General features: G+C 73.7%; 16 protein-coding genes. 4 read left to right on the top strand and 12 right to left on the bottom strand.

Annotation, left to right across the window (positions count from 1 at the left end):
- Nucleotides 1-2 precede the first annotated feature (2 nt).
- The 6 genes from A8713_RS26520 to A8713_RS26495 form a co-directional block, all read right to left on the bottom strand.
- A complete protein-coding gene (locus A8713_RS26520; RefSeq protein ID WP_064536089.1) occupies nucleotides 3-773 on the bottom strand; it encodes a GvpL/GvpF family gas vesicle protein in 771 nt (256 codons plus the stop codon).
- Nucleotides 770-1,201: a gas vesicle structural protein GvpA gene (locus A8713_RS26515; protein WP_064536087.1), complete on the bottom strand. Its 432-nt coding sequence runs from the start codon at nucleotides 1,199-1,201 to the stop codon at nucleotides 770-772. Before A8713_RS26515 ends, A8713_RS26520 begins: the two co-directional genes overlap by 4 nt.
- Before the next feature lie 99 nt (nucleotides 1,202-1,300).
- Nucleotides 1,301-1,756 carry a gas vesicle protein GvpO gene (locus A8713_RS32665; RefSeq protein WP_079159141.1) on the bottom strand — a complete coding sequence of 152 codons (456 nt, stop codon included), beginning with the start codon at nucleotides 1,754-1,756 and terminating at the stop codon, nucleotides 1,301-1,303.
- Nucleotides 1,757-1,801: 45 nt separating this feature from the next.
- Nucleotides 1,802-2,725, bottom strand: coding sequence for a non-homologous end-joining DNA ligase (gene ligD, locus A8713_RS26505; RefSeq protein ID WP_064536083.1), 924 nt, complete (start codon nucleotides 2,723-2,725; stop codon nucleotides 1,802-1,804).
- Entirely contained in the window at nucleotides 2,722-4,569 is a 1,848-nt protein-coding gene (locus A8713_RS26500; protein WP_064536081.1) for a transketolase, read from the bottom strand. Before A8713_RS26500 ends, ligD begins: the two co-directional genes overlap by 4 nt.
- On the bottom strand, nucleotides 4,566-6,314 hold the full coding sequence (locus A8713_RS26495; RefSeq protein ID WP_173860909.1) for an NAD(P)/FAD-dependent oxidoreductase: 1,749 nt from the start codon (nucleotides 6,312-6,314) through the stop codon (nucleotides 4,566-4,568). The genes A8713_RS26500 and A8713_RS26495 overlap by 4 nt, the downstream gene beginning before the upstream one ends.
- Nucleotides 6,315-6,502: 188 nt before the next feature.
- Here A8713_RS26495 and A8713_RS26490 point away from each other — a divergent pair, with 188 nt between their 5' ends.
- On the top strand, nucleotides 6,503-7,459 hold the full coding sequence (locus tag A8713_RS26490; protein ID WP_064536077.1) for an LLM class F420-dependent oxidoreductase: 957 nt from the start codon (nucleotides 6,503-6,505) through the stop codon (nucleotides 7,457-7,459).
- Between the two features lie 98 nt (nucleotides 7,460-7,557).
- Here A8713_RS26490 and A8713_RS26485 read toward each other — a convergent pair whose 3' ends face one another.
- Nucleotides 7,558-7,998, bottom strand: a complete 441-nt coding sequence (locus A8713_RS26485; protein ID WP_064537730.1) for a phage holin family protein — start codon at nucleotides 7,996-7,998, stop codon at nucleotides 7,558-7,560.
- A gap of 112 nt (nucleotides 7,999-8,110) precedes the next feature.
- Between A8713_RS26485 and A8713_RS26480 the strand changes: the two genes are divergently transcribed.
- A complete protein-coding gene (locus A8713_RS26480) occupies nucleotides 8,111-8,458 on the top strand; it encodes a VOC family protein (protein ID WP_064536076.1) in 348 nt (115 codons plus the stop codon).
- 28 nt (nucleotides 8,459-8,486) lie between these two features.
- Here A8713_RS26480 and A8713_RS26475 read toward each other — a convergent pair whose 3' ends face one another.
- Nucleotides 8,487-10,493 carry a DUF5107 domain-containing protein gene (locus A8713_RS26475; protein ID WP_064536074.1) on the bottom strand — a complete coding sequence of 669 codons (2,007 nt, stop codon included), beginning with the start codon at nucleotides 10,491-10,493 and terminating at the stop codon, nucleotides 8,487-8,489.
- Between the two features lie 184 nt (nucleotides 10,494-10,677).
- On the opposite strand from A8713_RS26475, the gene A8713_RS26470 reads away from it, so the two are divergent.
- Nucleotides 10,678-11,025, top strand: a complete 348-nt coding sequence (locus tag A8713_RS26470; RefSeq protein WP_064536072.1) for a DUF6204 family protein — start codon at nucleotides 10,678-10,680, stop codon at nucleotides 11,023-11,025.
- Nucleotides 11,026-11,282: 257 nt separating this feature from the next.
- On the opposite strand, the gene A8713_RS26465 is transcribed toward A8713_RS26470, so the two are convergent.
- The 4 genes from A8713_RS26465 to A8713_RS26450 are packed head-to-tail and all read right to left on the bottom strand — an operon-like array spanning nucleotide 11,283 to nucleotide 16,334.
- On the bottom strand, nucleotides 11,283-12,206 hold the full coding sequence (locus tag A8713_RS26465; protein ID WP_064536070.1) for a S66 peptidase family protein: 924 nt from the start codon (nucleotides 12,204-12,206) through the stop codon (nucleotides 11,283-11,285).
- A complete protein-coding gene (locus A8713_RS26460; protein WP_064536068.1) occupies nucleotides 12,203-14,155 on the bottom strand; it encodes an LpqB family beta-propeller domain-containing protein in 1,953 nt (650 codons plus the stop codon). Before A8713_RS26460 ends, A8713_RS26465 begins: the two co-directional genes overlap by 4 nt.
- A gap of 21 nt (nucleotides 14,156-14,176) precedes the next feature.
- Nucleotides 14,177-15,508 carry a M20/M25/M40 family metallo-hydrolase gene (locus tag A8713_RS26455; RefSeq protein ID WP_064536066.1) on the bottom strand — a complete coding sequence of 444 codons (1,332 nt, stop codon included), beginning with the start codon at nucleotides 15,506-15,508 and terminating at the stop codon, nucleotides 14,177-14,179.
- Nucleotides 15,501-16,334 (bottom strand): M55 family metallopeptidase, encoded by an 834-nt coding sequence (locus A8713_RS26450; protein WP_018571731.1) that lies wholly within the window; start codon nucleotides 16,332-16,334, stop codon nucleotides 15,501-15,503. The genes A8713_RS26455 and A8713_RS26450 overlap by 8 nt, the downstream gene beginning before the upstream one ends.
- Nucleotides 16,335-16,486: 152 nt before the next feature.
- Here A8713_RS26450 and A8713_RS26445 point away from each other — a divergent pair, with 152 nt between their 5' ends.
- Nucleotides 16,487-17,521: a C40 family peptidase gene (locus A8713_RS26445; protein WP_064536064.1), complete on the top strand. Its 1,035-nt coding sequence runs from the start codon at nucleotides 16,487-16,489 to the stop codon at nucleotides 17,519-17,521.
- Nucleotides 17,522-17,589 lie beyond the last annotated feature (68 nt).

Raw genomic sequence — 17,589 nt, 5'->3', positions numbered from 1 at the left:
CGTCACTCCGCTCCCGCGTCGGCTCCCGCCGCTGTGCCCGCGGGCTCGGCCGGGCCTGGCTCGACGAAGCTGTAGGGCGGCAACGGGCCGTTGACGCGCAATTCGAGATGGGGCAGGTCCTTGCGGGCCTGTTCGGCGGCCTCCAGGAAGCCGGCCGCCTCGTCCCGGCCGACCAGGAAGGAGGCGTTGACGAGCCAGCCCGTGGACGCCGGGCCCTCGCTCACCGCCGCCGCGTGCGACTCGACCGCCCGGATCACCAGGGCGCCGTCCTCCGCCTCCCGGGCCTTGACGGCCGCGGCGACCATCTCGCCCAGCCTGATCTTGTCGTCGTAACTGCCGCCGCCGGCCTGCCGGTTGGCCTCGGCCTGGGCCCTGATCTCCGGGTTGTCGGCCATCACGTGGTGCAGGACGGCCTCCTCCACATGGCTGGCCTTGATGTTGTACTCGACCTTGCCGTCCAGCGCCCGCAGGCGTTCCTTGTAGTGCTCGGCGCGCTCGGTGAGCACACCGGTGACGGCGTCGTCGTCCGGTGCGACGCTGCCGAACCGCATGGGCAGCACACAGCCGGCGGCGCCCGCCTCCCCGAGCACGCCCTGGTGGGCGAGGAGTTCCCGGCGCTTGGGGCGCAGGTCCTCGGGTGCGTCGCTGACCACGGCGGCCAGTTCGCCCGCCGTCAGGACGCGGACCGGCCGGGGCGGGTCGCCGATGCCGGTCAGTCCCTCGGGCAGCGCGGGGTGCGAGGCGGCGGTGATGCCGTAGACGTACGTGCTCACTCCTGCTCCTCCTTCCGGCGCGCCGAGGACGTCCTGCGCGGTCGCGGACGGGACTCCGACTCGCCCGAGCTCTCGGAGCGGGCCTGCTTGAAGGCGTCGGAGACGGTCTGGGCGGCGCCGGACAGCGCCCCCTTGGACTTGCCGCGCGCGCCGGACTCGGTGACCTCGCCGACGAGGTCCGGCAGGCCCGGACTCTTGTGCGGGCCGGACTCCAGGTCGAGCCGGTTGCACGCCTCGGCGAAGCGCAGATATGTGTCGACGCTGGCCACGACGACGCGTACGTCGATCTTCAGGATCTCGATGCCCACCAGCGAAACCCGCACGAACGCGTCGATCACCAGTCCCCTGTCGAGGACGAGTTCCAGTACGTCGTAGAGGCCACTGCTGCCGCCTCCACCACCGGACGTCTGTGCCGGGACAACGGTCATGCCGACCGTGCCTCCTCTTCTCGTGTGAGGGTGTGTTTCCCGTGTGGAAAAAGGTGTGTTTCCCGTGTGAAAATGAATTGCCTCGGGCTGCCCCGGAGGTCACCGGCCGCCGTGCTTGCGGGCGTCGGACCGGCCGCGTTCGTAGCGGCTCAGCCGCCGGTATCCGGTGAGCTGGCCCTCGGGGTCGAGTTCGACCTCGTAGCTCGCCATCAGGCTCATCGTGTCGGGCACGCGGGCCAGTTCCAGGACCTCCAGCTCCAGCGACCAGCCGTCCTGGGTCCGCTCGAAACTCGTGACGGACTCCGGGACGAGGCCGGTCAGCTCGCCGAACTGGGCGCGCGCCTCGCGCAGCACCTCCATCGGCCGGGGCCGCGGCGGGGCCTGGCGGTCCTCGTGGTGGCCGCTGCCCGACTGCTGTGACTTCTGTGTTTTCTGAGGCTTCTGTGCTGTCTGGGATCCCCGGGGCTTCCGGGGCTCTTGTGGTTCCTGCGACTCCGCCGCGTTCTCCGGCTCTTCCGGATCCTCCGGCTCTTCTGGGGTCTCTGTGTTCGCCATGACCACCTCTCCTCTTCGTGTGGCCGCAGGTTCCTTGGCCAAACCTCAGTCACGCAGCGCATCCAGCCGCCGCCGGGCGGGGCCCAGCGCCCGGCCGCGTGCGGGCAGCCCGGACCAGGGCCGCGTGCGGGCCTGGTCGACGGCGTCGGCGACAGTCCAGCGCCGCGGCCCGAGCGCCGGGTCGTCGAGCTGGTCCCAGGAGAGGGGTATCGCGACGGGCGCGCCCGGCCGGGCCCGTACGGCGTAGGGCGCCACCGCGGTCTGGGCGTAGCCGTTGCGCTGGACGTCCAGGTAGAGCCGCTCGCCGCGGTCCTTCTTGCGGGCCGCGGTGGTGAACCGGTCGGGGTGGCCGGCGACCAGCAGTCCGGCGGTGTCCCGGGCGAACTCCCGCACCTCGTCGAAGCCGCACCGCCCGTCGAGGCGCACGGTCACGTGCAGTCCGCGGGACCCGGTGGTCATCAGGGCCGCGGGCAGGCCCAGCTCGTCCAGGAGCGTGCCCAGCAGCCGGGCCGCCTCGCGCACCGGCGCGAAGTCGTCGCCGGACGGGTCGAGGTCGAAGATCATCAGGTCCGGCCGCTCGGGCGCGCGGGCCCGGGAGAGCCAGCGGTGCGGGGTCAGGCACGCCTGGTCCGCGAGGTACACCAGGGTGGCGGTGTCGTCGCAGACGGTGTGCGTGACGGTGCCGTCCTCCTTGGCGACCTCGGCGCGGGTGATCCAGTCCGGGTAGTACGCGGGCGTGTTCTTCTGCATGAAGACGGGGCCGTCCAGGCCGTCCGGGCGGCGCTCCAGCATCAGCGGCCGGCCGCGCAGGTGGGGCAGCATGAAGCGGGCCACGGCGCGGTAGTGGCCGACCAGGTCGGCCTTGGTGCAGGCGGGGCAGCCCGCGGTGGCCGGGAACAGAACCTTGTCCGGCCGGTGCACCTCGAGGGTGCGCCGGCCGGCCCGTACCGTGCGGGGGCTTCCGCTCACGGCACCACCGCTTCCTCCACCAGGAGCCGGGCGGAGGCGGCGATGGACTCCGCGTCGATGCCCGCCGCGTGCAGCTGCTCGGCGGGCGTGGCCGAACCCGGCATGCTGCGCACCGCGAGCCGGACCAGGCGGGGCACCGGGCGGCCGTCGAGGAAGGCGTCGAGCACCGCGTCGCCGATGCCGCCCTCCTCCCGGTGGTCCTCGACCGTGAGCAGGCACCCGGTGTCCTCGGCGGCCTGGCGCAGGGTGGCCCGGTCGACGGGCTTGACGGAGTACAGGTCGACGACGCGCACCGGGATGCCCTCCCGGTCCAGGGAGTCGGCGGCGGAGAGCGCCTCGTGCAGGGTGACCCCCGCGGCGACGATCGTCAGCCGGTCCCGGTCCGAGGAGCGCAGCACCTTGCTGCCGCCGACCGGGAACTCCTCGTCGGGCCCGTACAGCACCGGGCTCTCACCGCGCGAGGTGCGCAGATAGCGGATGCCGTCCAGGTCGGCCATGGCGGCGACGAGCCGCGCGGTCTGGTTGGCGTCGCACGGGTAGAGCACGGTCGAGCCGTGCACGGTCCGCATCATGGCCAGGTCCTCCAGGCCCATCTGGCTGGGCCCGTCCTCGCCGATCGACACGCCCGCGTGCGAGCCGTTGAGGTTGATCCCGGAACCGCTGACGGCGGCCATCCGCACGAAGTCGTACGCCCGGGTCAGGAACGCCGCGAACGTGGAGGCGTACGGCACCCAGCCGCGCCGGGCCATGCCGACCGCCGTGGCGACCATCTGCTGCTCGGCGATGTAGCACTCGAAGTAGCGGTCGGGGTGTTCCTTGGCGAAGAACTCCGAGCGGGTGGAGTCGCCGACCTCGCCGTCCAGGGCCACCACGTCGCCGCGTGCGGTGCCGAGCGCGGCCAGCGCGTGTCCGTAGGCGTCGCGGGTGGCGACCTGCTCGCCGCGCTCCCAGCGGGGCAGTTCGAGGCTGCCGTCGCCCACGGCGTGCAGGGAGCGCGCGGAGGGCGGTTCGTGGACCTGGACGCGCAGGTCGCGCGGGCCGCCGAGTTCCTCGATCGCCTCGTCGGCGTCCTTCAGCGGCTTGCCGTGCAGTCCCTCGCGGTCCTCGGTGTCCTCGACGCCCTTGCCCTTGAGGGTGCGGGCGATGATCGCGGTGGGCTGGCCCTTGGTGGAGGCGGCCTCGCCATAGGCCCGGTCGATCGCGTCCACGTCGTGGCCGTCGATCTCGATCGTGTGCCAGTCGAAGGCGCGGAAGCGGCGGGCGTAGGCGTCCAGGTCGTGGCCGTGCCGGGTGGGACCGCGCTGGCCGAGCCGGTTGACGTCCACGATCACGGTCAGGTTGTCCAGGTGCTCGTACCCGGCGTGCTCGGCGGCCTCCCAGATCGATCCCTCGGCCATCTCGCTGTCGCCGCACAGCACCCAGACGCGGTAGTCGGCGTGGTCGAGGCGCTTGCCCGACAGGGCGATGCCGACGCCGATGGGCAGGCCCTGGCCGAGCGACCCGGTGGCCGTCTCCACCCACGGCAGCCGTTGCGGGGTGGGGTGGCCCTCCAGACGGCTGCCCAGCTTGCGGAAGGTGAGCAGTTCGTCGTCGTCGACGGCGCCGGCCGCCTTGTAGGCGGAGTACAGCAGCGGGGAGGCGTGCCCCTTGGACAGCACGAAGCGGTCGTTGCCGGGGTGTTCGGGCCGGTCGAAGTCGTAGCGCAGATGGTGGGCGAGCAGGACCGCCATCAGGTCGGCGGCCGACATGGAGGACGTGGGGTGCCCGGAGCCCGCCGCGGCGGCGGCCCGCACACTGTCGACGCGCAACTGCTGGCCGAGGTCGACGAGTTCGGCGTGGTTCATGAGTCTCCTTCCGCGGGGATGTCGGCCCGCTTGACCGGGCCGGGAGCGGGGTGGTGCTCGTGGTGCGCCGCCGGGCCGGGGTCGGGGCCCCTCGGGCTGTGCCGGCGCGCGGACCGGTTCGGCACGGACTCCCGGCCGGTCTCCGGGGGCCGCTTCGCACCGGTCCCGGGGCCGGACCGGCCGGACCGGGAGCCGGTCTCCGGTGCCGGTGCCGGGGTGTGCGGTGCCGGTTCGGCGCCCGCCAGTTGGGCCTTCTCGGTGTTGTCGATGATCTCGGTGACGCTCTCGCCTTCCGCGCCCTCCGCGCCGTCTGCTGCGTCCTTGCCGTCCTTGCCGCCCTTGCTGTCCTTGCCGTCCTTGCCGTCCTTGCCGTCCTTGCCGTCCTTGCCGTCCTCGCCGTCCTCGCCGTCCTTGCAGGTCCCGCCGCTTCTGCCGCCCGGCCCGCCGCCCACCCGGGCCAGTTCCGGGGAGGCGGTGTCCAGCGGCACGGACCAGGACCGTACGAGTCCCAACTGGACGGCCTGGCGCGGCAGTGCACCGCCCAGCAGCCAGTCGGCGGCCACCCGGACCCGGTTGCCCGGCATCGCGGCCAGGTGGTAGCCGCGGGTGACGGCGGCGGCCGGCAGCCCGGACAGCGGGAGGCCCAGCGGGTTGGCGGCGGCCCGCGCACCGCCGAGGTCCACGACGAAGCCCAGGTCGCGGTGGCGGTAGGGCCGCCGTGCGCAGGCGCCGAGCGAGGCGGCGACGTTGATCGCGGCGATCCGGCCGTGCCGCCAGGCGTGCTGGGCGGTCATCGGGGTGAAGGAGCCGGGGTGGTGGGCGTCGGGCACGGCCGCCGCGTCGCCGCAGGCGAACACCTCGGGCCGTCCCGGCACCTGGAGGTAGGGGTCCACGACGATCCGGCCGCGTTCCAGGTCCTGCCCGGTGCTCTCCACCAGCGGGTCGGGGCGTACGCCCACGCACCACACGAGGGTGCGGGTCGGCACGAACCCGCCGTCCGTCAGCAGCACCCCCTCGTGGGTGGCCTCCTTCACCGAGGTGCCCATGCGCACCTCGACGCCCCGGTCCCGCAGCGCCCGGTCGGCGGTGCGCGAGAGCCGCTCGTCCAGCTCGGGCAGGACGCGCTCCGCGATGTCCAGGAGCAGCCAGCGGGGCCGCGTCCCGTGGTGCGGCGGGAGTCCGTGCGCCTGCGCGTCGGTGTACATCTTCCCGTGCGCGGCCACCTCGGTCCCGGTGTAGCCCGCGCCGACCACGACGAAGGTGCGGCGGGCGGCACGGAGCGCGGGATCGTCCTCCGCGGCGGCCAGTTCCATCTGGCGGGTCACGTGGTCGCGCAGGTACAGCGCCTCGGGCAGGCCGCGGAAGCCGTGCGCGTGCTCGGCGACACCGGGGACCGGGAGCAGCTTGTTGACGCTGCCGACCGCCAGCACCAGCCGGTCGTAGCCGAGCGTGCCCGGATCCCCCTCGGGGCCGGTGAAGTGCACGGTGCGCGCGTCCAGGTCGACCCGGCCGGCCTCGCCGAGCACCAGGCGGACCCCGGGCAGGGCGGCGGAGAGCGAGACGGCGACCCGGCGCGGCTCCAGCACACCCGCGGCCACCTGGGGCAGCAGCGGCACGTACAGGAAGTAGTCGGTCGGGTTCAGCACGGTGATGTCGGCCCTGTTCCGGGACATCCGGGACAGGGTCCGGGCCGCGTGGAAACCGGCGAAACCGGCGCCCACGATCACGATGCGGGGTCGACCCACGGTTCGCCTCCTCCGGCGCTCTGGCGTACCTGGTACGGAGCTTTCCGCGTCCCCCGGGCCGGGGCGCCCAAACGTGTGCGCGGCCCGGCGCCGCGCGCCCCCGCCCGGCGGTCCCACGCCGGTTTCCGTCCCCTCGCCCGGGTACTCGGGTGCGCGGTCCCGCCCGCCCCTTCGTGGAGGTTCGCCCCATGCCCGAGTACGGCTACTTCCTGTCCTGCGAGCAGTACGGCCCGGCGGAACTCGTCGAGCAGGCCAGAATGGCCGAGCAGGCCGGATTCGAAGCCCTGTGGATCTCCGACCACTACCATCCGTGGAACGGCGCGCAGGGTCAGAGCGCGTTCGTGTGGTCGGTGATCGGGGCGCTGTCCGAGGCGGTGTCGCTGCCCGTCGAGACGGCGGTGACCTGTCCTACGGTGCGGATGCACCCGGCCGTGGTGGCGCAGGCCGCGGCGACCGCCGCGGTGATGGCCGAGGGCGGCTTCCGGCTCGGTGTGGGCACCGGGGAAGCGCTCAACGAACACATCCTCGGCGACCGCTGGCCGCCCGCGCATGTCCGCCTGGAGATGCTGGAGGAGGCGATCCAGGTGATGCGCCGCCTGTTCACGGGCGAGGAGGTCAACCACCACGGCACGCACTACACGGTGGAGAACGCCCGGCTGTACACCGTCCCCGAGGAGCCGGTGCCGATCGACGTCTCCGGCTTCGGCCCGAAGGCGACCTCGCTCGCGGCGCGGGTGGGCGACGGGTACATCACGATGATGCCGGACGAGGAGATGGTCACGCAGTACCGCAAGGGCGGCGGCGGGGCCAAGCTCGTCAGCGGCGGGACGAAGGTGTGCTTCGGGCACGACCGCGAGGAGTGCGTCCGCACCGTGCACCGGCTGTGGTACAACGAGCAACTGCCCGGCGAGATGGGCCAGGTGCTGCCCACGCCCCGCCACTTCGAGCAGCTGGAACCGCTGGTCACCGAGGACATGGTCCGCGACAACGTGGTGTGCGGCGACGACGCGGACCAGCATGTGGCCGCGCTGCGGGAGTACGCCGACGCGGGCTTCGATCGGGTGTACGTCAACCAGATCGGCCCCGACCGGCGCGGCTTCTTCGACTTCTACCGCACGAAGGTGCTGCCGCAGCTCCCGCACTGACGCGCCCCGCGCAATCCGGCGCCCGCCCCTTGATATCAGTCGATTGACATCAGTCGATATCAAGGGGCGGGCGCCGGATGCTGCTGCCGGGGTGCCGCTCAGGACACGTCGTCTCCCCGGGTGTGCGGCGGACGCGGCACGGCGGGCGGGCTCGGCGGCATCGGCGGCACGTGCGAGGCCGCCGGGTGCGGCGCACGGGCCGCCTCCGGACCGCCCGGCACCCCCGCTGTTCCCGGTGCTCCCGGCGCGCCCGACCGCGCGGCGCGGCGCAGCGCGTAGGCCGCCGCGCCCAGCACCGCCGCCGTGATCAGGGCGGCGGCCCAGCCGGGCAGCCCGATCGCGAGGGCCAGTCCGACGGCGAGGGCGACAGCCGCGCCCGCGTACAGGGCGAGGGCGCCCGACGCGCCGTACAGCAGGGCCGTACGGCGCTGCCTGCGGGCCTGCTCGCGCAGCTCGTCGCGCACCGTCTCGCGCGCCACCTGCGCCAGTTCGTCGGCCAGGTGCTTGTCCAGATGCTCCATGTGTTCGAGGCGCTCCATGCCGCTGCGGGTACCCGCGCGGGGACGCGTCACGCGCGCCCTCCCGGCGGCCTCCGCGGCAGTCGGCGCGAACGATCTCCGCCGGGCCGGGCGCCCAACTAGGCTCCCTGGCATGGAGATTCTGGGAACCAGCCTGCGCGTCTGCGTCGACGACCTGGAGACCGCCGTCCCCTTCTACGAACGCCTGGCGGGCACCCCGGCCCTCCGGTTCGAGCGCGGCGGGGTGAAGGTGGCCGCGGTCGGCTGCTTTCTGCTGATGAGCGGCCCCGCGGCCGAGTTGGAGGTGCTGCGCAAGGTGTCGGCGACGATCGCCGTCGCGGACGTCGACGAGGCGAACCGGGTGCTGACCGCACTGGGCGCCCGCGTGATCGCGGGCCCGGTCGGCACCCCGGCGGGCCGCATTCTGATCGCCGTGCATCCGGACGGGTCGGTGTACGAGTACGTGGACCGCCGCGGCTGACCGGCACCGGGGCGCCCGCCTACGGCGGTCAGTGCGACGACGGCCGCATCCGGAAGTCGTAGCGCTCCGGCAGCGGTGTGCCCACCGCCCGCTCCCACACCCGGCCGATCCGCTCGTCGCCCTCCCTGAGGTCGGCGACCTCGAAGCCGTCCTCGAAGACCGCGCGGGCGCGGTCGCGGTGCCCCTCCGCGAGCAGCAGTTCGGCCTCCAGCAGCCGGAACCGGCCGCGTTCGCGGGTGGCGGACGGCAGCCGGTCCCACACGGAGCGCGCACCGGCCGCCCGGCCCGCGTGCAGCAGCGCCTCGATCGCCTCGCGGCCCAGGGCGGCGACGGCGGCGGTGACGTCGCCGTCCTCCCCGCCCTGCCCGGTGGCGGCGCGGCACAGGTCGTCGAACGCCTCGGTGTACCGGTCGGCTGCCCGCTCGTGATGACCGGACTCCTGGTCGGCGACGGCCAGGCAGCGCAGCGACGGCCAGCGCCGGGGGGCGCGTTCGAGGGCGCGCTCCCAACTGCGCACCGCCTGCGCGCGGTCGCCCGCGTGCCACTGGGCGACACCGAGGTGGTACTCGGTGAGCGGGCCGGCGGGCGCCGTCTCCAGCAGGTCCCGCCAGTGCGGGGCGACCAGGCTCTCGCCGGGCGGGTCCTGCCGGTGCCGCTCGGGGAAGGAGCCGGTGCGCAGCAGTTCCCGCCAGGGCTCCTGGGCGGCGCCGAGGGTGGACTCGGGGAACGGCGTGCCGGGCAGCTTCCAGCCGGAGCGCAGGACTTCGAGCGCGCCCCAGCCGGACCCGGCGGTGAGGATCTCCTCCGGTTCGGCGTCGGCGTACGGCCGCCAGGCGGCGTGGGCGGCCTCGACGTCCGCGCGCGGCAGGACCGCTTCGAGCCGCTCCTCGGTGCGCCGTACGGCGGCGTCCCACTCCCCCGCCGGGGCGGGCGCGTCGAGCGGTCCGTAGGACTCCAGCCACGCCACCTCGCTCTCCGGCTCCAGGCGTACGTGTTCGAGCTGGGTGCGGGCCAGTCCGGCCTGGATCTCGCAGTAGCCGCCGGTGCCGGGCTCGGTCAGCCACTGCTGCCAGCGCCGTCCGCCGGGCCCGGAGCCCCAGACGAACAGCTTGCGCCCGCGCAGCGTGTCGGTGGAGGTCTGCACCAGACCCGTGCCGTCCTCGTCGAGGGCGGCGATCCAGCGGCGCCGCTCGTCGGGCACCTCGTAGAAGTAGTCGGCGGCGTAAGGGCTGTTGAGGGGGTAGGTGCGGTCGGTGCCGTCGTGTTCGGGGACGGGGACGCGGGTGAGGCGGCGTTCGTAGCCGATGGGGGTACCTCCCACGCCGTTCAGGCAGTGGGGGAGCCATGCCTCGTCGGCCGGGGCGAGGACCCGGCGCTCCTCGGGGACGGCGATGTTGGACCACCAGTAGGTGGGCACGGGCCGCTCGTGCGGGTTGCGGACGCGGACGCCGACGTGCAGGAAGTCGGAGCCCTCGGGCAGCCACAGGTCCACCTGGAAGGGCAGGTCGCGCAGCCGCTCCCACTCCCACAGGCGCAGCATGGCGCCGCCGTCCGGGGCGGGGACGCGGGCGGCGTGCACGGGTGCGCAGGACAGGGTGGTGTGCCCGGTGGCGCCGATGTTCCACTCGATGCCGCCGGAGAACCAGGCGCCGTTGAGGGCGAAGTTGGCGGGCTGCAACACCGGGTTGCGGTAGAGGAGTTCGCGGCCGGTGGGCTTGTGCACGAGGGAGGCGACGCGGCCGCCGAGGCCGGGCAGGACGGTGGCGCGCAGCCGGTCGTTCTCCAGGACGAGGGCGTCGACGGCGGCCGGCCGCCGGGTGCGGCCGTAGCCGTCGCGGATCCGCGCGGGCAGCAGGCTGTGCAGGGGGGCGTAGCCGATCTGCCGGGCCATGTCGTGCGGCAGGCCGGCCCGGTCCCGGTCCTCGATGCGGTGCGCCTCGTCGAGCGGGCGCAGCGCGGGCAGCGGGTTGTCCGGGCCCAGTGGTGCGGCGGGGAGCGTCAGTACCTCACGTCGGATCGTCGTCACGATCACCATGGAACCCGGTGAGCGGGGAGCTGACCAGGGGCGGCACACGTCAGGATTGCGCAAAGCGCGCGGGCGGGCCGTGCCGGGCGGCGGGGAAATCCCGTGGGCCGCGGCCCGGCGGGCGACGTACAGTCGGGGCTTCGGCCGTGTCCGCGCGCGCGGACACGCACGGCACCGAGGAGTACGGGACGCGATGAGCGAGCAGCACACCTACCGGGTCATCGTCCGGGGTACCTGGGACGGGCTGACCGACGAGGCGCGGGCGCGGCTGCTCGCCGAGGCGGGCGACCACGGCATGACGAGCATGCGGTTCACCGAGGAGGGTTCGCTGTCCTACGAACCGGTTCCGCTGAAGCACTTCTCGATGCGCTACGTGGTGGTGTCGGACGCCGCGGACGGCGAGGAGATGGCGGCGGCGCTCGCGGAGGACCGCGCGGAGGGTGCGCTGCGGGCGCTCGGCTGCGGCTTCCGGGACCTGCGTTCGACCGTCACCGACCTGGACACGATGAAGATCAACCGGAAGTCGGCGTCCCGGCGCTGAGCGCCCGGCGTTCGTGGTCGCGCCAGACCCCGTCGGCGTACGGCGTCTTCGGCGAGCAGCCCTCCCGCCGGAAGCCTCAGGAGCGGGCCGACGCGAGGGAGGCGGTGTTGTTGATGCTGATGGGTCCGGCGATGGCGCCGCCGGGTCTCTCGCAGAACCAGGAACCCGGCCCGGTCCTCGTCCGTGATCAGCCGGGCCCCTCGGCGGGACGCGGTGTGCGGCGTTCCGCCGGGCTGCGCGGGCACCGGTGGCGCCGGTCAGCGCAGCGCGGGTGTGTCCAGCGTCAAGGTGCCCGCGTCCGCGTCGAGTTCGGCGGCCGCCCCGAAGGGCATCGTGCGGGCGCCCGCGCAGTGCCCGAACCCGAAGTCGGCCGCGACGGGCACACCGAGTCCGCCCAGCCGGTCGGCGAGCAGCGCGCGCACCCGCTCGGGTTCGCCGCAGTCCTTCCACGAGCCGAGCAGCACCCCGCCGACCCGCTCCAGCCAGCCGGCCCGCAGCAGTTGCGTGAGGTAGCGGTCCAGGCGGTACGGTTCCTCGCCGACGTCCTCCAGGCAGAGCAGGCCACCGGCGGCGGACGGCCGGGCGTGCGGCGTGCCGAGGTCGGCGGCGAGCAGGGCGAGGCAGCCGCCGAGCGTGACGCCCCGGGCCCGCCCGGGGACGAGGGCCGTCCCGTCGGAGGGGATCACCCGGACCGCTTCGGGCGTGAACAGGGTGGCCCGCAGATGCTCCTGCGCGCGGGCGTTCTTGAGGAAGTCGATCCCGGCGGCCATGGGCCCGTGCAGGGTGACCAGGCCCAGCCGGACGGCGAACGCCTCGTGCAGCGCGGTGATGTCGCTGAAGCCGACGAACACCTTGGGCCCGGCCGCGCGCATGGCCTCCCAGTCGAGCAGGTCGGCCATGCGCTGCGCCCCGTAGCCGCCCCGGGCGCACAGCACCGCGTCCACCGACGGGTCGCACCAGGCCCGCTGGAGGTCGGCGGCCCGGTCGGCGTCGGCCCCGGCGAGATAGGCGAACTCCTCGTGCCGGTCGAGCACATGGGGTGCCACGACCGGGTCCAGGTCCCAGCCGCGCAGTACGTCGAGACCGGACTGGAGCCGTTCCTCGGGGACGGGCCCGCTGGGGGCGACCACGGCGACGCGGGCGCCGGGGGCGAGCCGGGCGGGACGCAGCAGTTCCTTCATGTGCCCAGCTCCAGGGTGGGGATCCCGGCCGGCTCCAGGCCGAACACCTGGGCGTACAGGGATAGTTCGGCCTCCAGGGCGCGCACCATCGTCTCGGCCCGCCGGAAGCCGTGCCCCTCCCCCTCGAAGGTGAGGTAGGCGTGCGGTACGTCGCGTCCGCGGAGCCGGGCGAGGAAACGTTCGCACTGCACGGGCGGGCAGATCACGTCGTCCAGGCCCTGGAGCAGCAGGAACGGCGCGGTGATCCGGTCGGCGTGCTCGGCGGGCGAACGCTCGGTGTACCGCTCGGGTACCTCGGCGAGCGGTCCCACCAGGCTCTCCAGGTACTGCGACTCGAAGTCGTGGGTCTCCCCCGTGCCCCAGCCCGTCAGATCGAGGATCGGGTAGAGGACGGTGCCGCAGGCGTAGACGTCGGTGCCGGTCAGCGAGGCCGCGGTGGTCCAGCCGCCCGCGCTGCCGCCTCGGATCGCCAGCCGGTCGCGGTCGGCGGTGCCCTCGTCGGCGAGGGCGAGCGCGACGGCCGCGCAGTCCTCGACGTCGACGACGCCCCACTGTTCGCGCAGCCGCTCGCGGTACTCGCGGCCGTATCCGGTGGAGCCGCCGTAGTTCACCTCGGCGACGCCGATGCCGCGTGAGGTGAAGTAGGCGATCTCCAGGTCGAGGACGAGCGGGGACCGGCTGGTGGGCCCGCCGTGCGCCCACACCACGTAGGGCGGCAGTTCCCCGGCGGGCGCGGAGAAGCCGGGGTGGTGCGGCGGGTAGACGTGGGCGTGCACCTCGCGGCCGCCCGGTCCGGTGAAGGTGCGCACCCGCGGTTCGGGGTAGTGGGCGGGGTCGACCGGGTCGCGGTGGGCGGCGCCGACGACGCGGGCCCGTCCGGTGCGGGTGTCCAGTTCGACGACCTCGTGGGAGCCGTGCGGTCCGGCGCCGACGCCGATCACCCGCCCGCCGTGCACCGCGAGAGTGGCGTCGAACTCGCTCCAGGGCCCGGCCGCGTCGACGACCTCGCCGCTCTCCGGGTCGAGTATGCCGAGGGCGGTGGCGCCGCGGCCGTGCACGACGGCGACGAGACCGCTGTCCAGCGGCGCGAACCAGCGCTGCCCGAGCTTCCACAGCGGCCCGGCGAACTCCTCCTCGCGCGGGCACAGCGGACGCCCGTCGCGGTAGAGGTTCCACCAGCCGCCGCGGTCGCTCGCGTACAGCAGGGAGCCGTCGGCGGCCCAGTCCGCCTGGGCGACGGACTCCTCGGGGCCGCCGGCGACGGTGCGGGGCGCGGTGAGGCGGCCGTCGTCGCTGACGTCGGCGACCAGGAGTTCGGTGCCGTCCCAGGGCATCCTCGGGTGGTCCCAGGCCAGCCAGGCGGCCCGGCGCCCGTCCGGCGACAGGCGCGGCCCGGTCACGAACCGGTGCCGTTCGGCGGTCAGTTCGCGCACCGCGTCCCGGTCCTCGGCGGCCGATCCGTCCAGCGGTACGGCGGCCGGGACGCGCCGCACGTCGGTGGGTCCCTCGCCGGTGAACTCCTCCAGTACGCACCAGACTTCGCCGCGGTCGACGAGCAACTGCGGCTCGGCCCAGCGCAGTCCGCCGCCCACCGCGGAGACGGGGGTGAGCGGGCGCGGGGTGCCGCCGGGCTCGTGGCGGTAGAGCCGCTGGTCGGCGAAGTTCACGAAGACGACCAGCGGGGTGCCGTCCACGACCGTCCCGTCCCAGGGCCGGCCGCCGTACTCGATGACCCTGCTGCGCACGTTCCACGGCGGCGGCAGGACCGGCTCCTCGGTGCCGTCGACACCCCGCCGCACCAGCGTCCGCCGCCCGCCCTCGGCGGGCCGGGGCGCGGTCCACCACACCTCGTCGCCGACGAAACCCACGAACTCCGGCTTTCCGTCGTGCGCGGCGGCGAGCGCCGCGTCGATCGGCGAGGGCCAGGAACCGTACGGCAGGGTCTCCACTGTTTCCTTCTCCCAACTCGCTCAGGACGTCCGCAGGAAGCGGTCGAGCACACGGACACCGAAGTGCAGCGCCTCGACGGGGACACGTTCGTCGACGCCGTGGAACAGCGCGTCGTAGTCGAAGCCCTCGGGCAGTTTCAGCGGCGAGAAGCCGTAGCCGGTGATGCCGAGCCGCGAGAACTGCTTGGCGTCGGTGCCGCCCGCCATGCAGTACGGCACGACATGGCCCTCGGGCGCGAACTCCTGGACGGCGGCGCGCATCGCGGCGAACGTCGGGGAGTCGACGGGGGCCTGGATCGCCACCTCGCGGTGGTGGAACTCCCAGTCCACGTCGGGCCCGGTGAGCCGGTCCAGGGTGGCGCGGAACTCGTCCTCGCCGCCGGACAGATACCGTCCGTCGACATGGGCGACGGCCTCGCCCGGGATGACGTTCACCTTGTAACCGGCGTCCAGCATGGTCGGGTTGGCGCTGTTGCGCAGCGTCGCCTCCACCAGGCGGGCGGCGGGGCCGAGCTTGTCGAGCAGCACGTCCACGCCGTCCGCGCCGTCCGCGCTGTCCAGGCTGGTCGGCTCGGCCTCCAGGCCGTACAGGGCGGCCAGTTCGGTGAGAGCGGCGCGGACCGTGGGGGTGAGCCGCAGCGGCCACTGGTGGGCGCCGATCCGGGTGATCGCGGCGGAGAGCCGGGTCACCGCGTTCTCCGTGTTCACACGGGAGCCGTGGCCGGCCCGGCCGCGCGCGGTCAGCTTCAGCCAGGCGGTGCCGCGCTCCCCGGCGGCGATCGGGTAGATCTGCCGTCCGGCGCCGTCGTGGAAGGTGTACGCGCCGGACTCGCTGATGCCCTCGGTGCAGCCCTCGAACAGCTCGGGGTGCTCCTCGGCGAGGAATCCGGAGCCGTCCTCGGCGCTGGCCTCCTCGTCGGCGGTGAAGGCGACGACCAGGTCCCGGCGGGGCCGTACCCCCTGGCGGGCCCAGGAGCGGACCACCGCGAGGATCATCGCGTCCATGTTCTTCATGTCGACGGCGCCCCGGCCCCACACGACACCGTCACGGACCTCGCCGGAGAACGGGTGCACGCTCCAGTCCGCCGCCTGGGCCGGCACCACGTCGAGATGACCGTGGACGAGCAGGGCGGGCGCGGACGGGTCGGTGCCCTCGATCCGGGCGACCACATTGGTCCGGCCCGGGGTCCGCTCCAGGAGCACCGGCCGCGTACCGGCCGCCGCGAGCTGCTCGGCGGCGTACTCGGCTGCCGGGCGCTCGCGGCAGTCGCCGCCGCCCCGGTTGGTGGTGTCGATGCGGATCAGGTCGGAGGTGAAGCGGACGACCTCGTCCAGTGCCTGCGCGTCAGCCATACTGCTCCTCGATGGCGGCCGAAGCGATCGTGGTGACCGCCTTGAACGTGCGGATTCCCTCGTACATGGTCGCGCTGGTGTAGGCCACCTTGCGCTCACCGGCCCGGGTGACGCCCGGCACCACGGTGGCGGCCATGGCCAGGTGCTCGGCGTCGAACTCGACCGCGACGGTGAACGGGCCGCCCGCGACCGGCGGACGGCGCACCGCCAGGGCGGCCGCCTCACGGGCCGCCGCGCGGATGTCGGCGGCGGTGCGGGCCGGGGTGCGGCACACCGCCGCGTACCGCGACACATGGTCCTTGACGGCGACCTTCAGCGCCTCGGGCGCGTACCCGAGCGCGTCCTCGCAGGCCACGTCGTCGCCGGTGACGAGGACCACCGGCACGCCGTACTCGGCGACCACATGCGCGTTGAGCAGTCCCTCGCTGGCCCGTACGTCGTCGATCCACACCCCGGTGATGGAGTTGGCCAGGTAGGTGTGGGCGAGGACGCCCTCCATGCCGGCGCCCGCGTGGTAGCCGACGAAGGCGATGCCGTCCACGTCGCCGTGCTGCACGCCCTCCACCATGGACAGCGACTTGTGCCGCCCGGTGAGCATCTGCGCCCGGTCGTCCAGCTCTTCGAGCAGCAGGTTGCGCATCGACCAGTGGGCCTCGTTGATGAGGACCTCGTCGGCGCCGCCGTCGAGGAAGCCGAGCACCGCGGCGTTGACGTCCGAGGTGAACATCGACCGGCACCGCTCCCACTGCGGCGTCCCCGGCAGCACATCGGCCGGCCAGGTCACACCGGTGGCGCCCTCCATGTCCGCGCTGATGAGGATCTTCATGGGGCGCCAGGTTACGCGCCGGGGCTGCAACTTCCTACCAGGTGGAGCGCAGGAAACGGAACGCCCCGAGCCTGGCGCCGACGAGCCCGGATCACTAGGTTTAAACTCGAACTCCCGAACGGGAGTTCACCCAGCAGAAGGAGTTCGCTTCCGTGGCGTCCCACCGTCGACCCAAACAGCCCAGCCGTGCCCGGGTGACCATGCTCACCACCGCGGCAGCCGCCGCCGTCGCGATCAGCGCGCAGTCGGCCAACGCGGCACCGAGCGAGAAGCCCAGCAAGGACGAGGTCAAGTCCAAGGTCGACACGCTCTACGAGCAGGCGGAGCAGGCCACCGAGAAGTACAACGGCGCCAAGGAGAAGCAGGAGAAGCTCCAGAAGGAGATCTCCACCATCCAGGACAACGTCGCCCGCGGCCAGCAGGACCTCAACAAGCTGCGCGACGCCCTCGGTTCGATGGCCGCGGGCCAGTACCGCAGCGGCGGCATCGACCCCTCCCTCCAGCTCTTCCTCTCGTCCCACCCGGACGAGTACCTGGACAAGGCCGCCACCCTCAGCCAGGTCAGCGGGCAGCAGGCCGACTCCCTGAAGAAGATCCAGGACAAGCAGCGCCAGCTCGCCCAGCAGCGCGCCGAGGCCACCGGCAAGCTCAGGGACCTCGCCGCCACCCGCACCGAACTGGGCCGCCAGAAGCAGCAGGTCCAGGGCAAGCTGGCCGAGGCGCGGCAGTTGCTGAACACGCTCACCGCGCAGGAGAAGCAGCAGCTCGCCCAGGCCGAGCAGACCCGGGCCACCCGCGGCACCGAGCGGGTCGACCTGGGCAACATCACCCCGGGCAGCGGCCACGCGGGCGCCGCCTTCGCCGCCGCCCAGTCGAAGATCGGCAGCCCGTACCAGTACGCCCACAACGGGCCCTCGACCTTCGACTGCTCGGGCCTGACCTCCTGGGCCTACGCCCAGGCGAACATCACCATCCCGCGCCAGTCCGAGGCCCAGGCCAACGCCGGCCAGCGCATCTACTCGCAGAGCCAGCTCCAGATCGGCGACCTGGTCTTCTTCTACGGCGACCTGCACCACGTCGGCCTGTACGCGGGCAAGGGCATGGTCCTGCACGCCCCGCACACCGGCGCCGTCGTGCGGTACGAGTCGATGAGCAACATGCCGTACCAGTTCGGCGTCCGCATCTGACACGGCGTCGGTCCGGCCGTCCTCCGGCCGGGCCGCACCGTGCCGTGCGGGGCCCTGCTCGCCGGAGG

Origin of the sequence: Streptomyces sp. SAT1 (assembly GCF_001654495.1) — a bacterium.
Classification (GTDB): Bacteria; Actinomycetota; Actinomycetes; order Streptomycetales; family Streptomycetaceae; genus Streptomyces; species Streptomyces andamanensis.
Note: the sequence above shows the minus strand (reverse complement) of the source record. Positions and strands in the feature narration are given on the sequence as shown.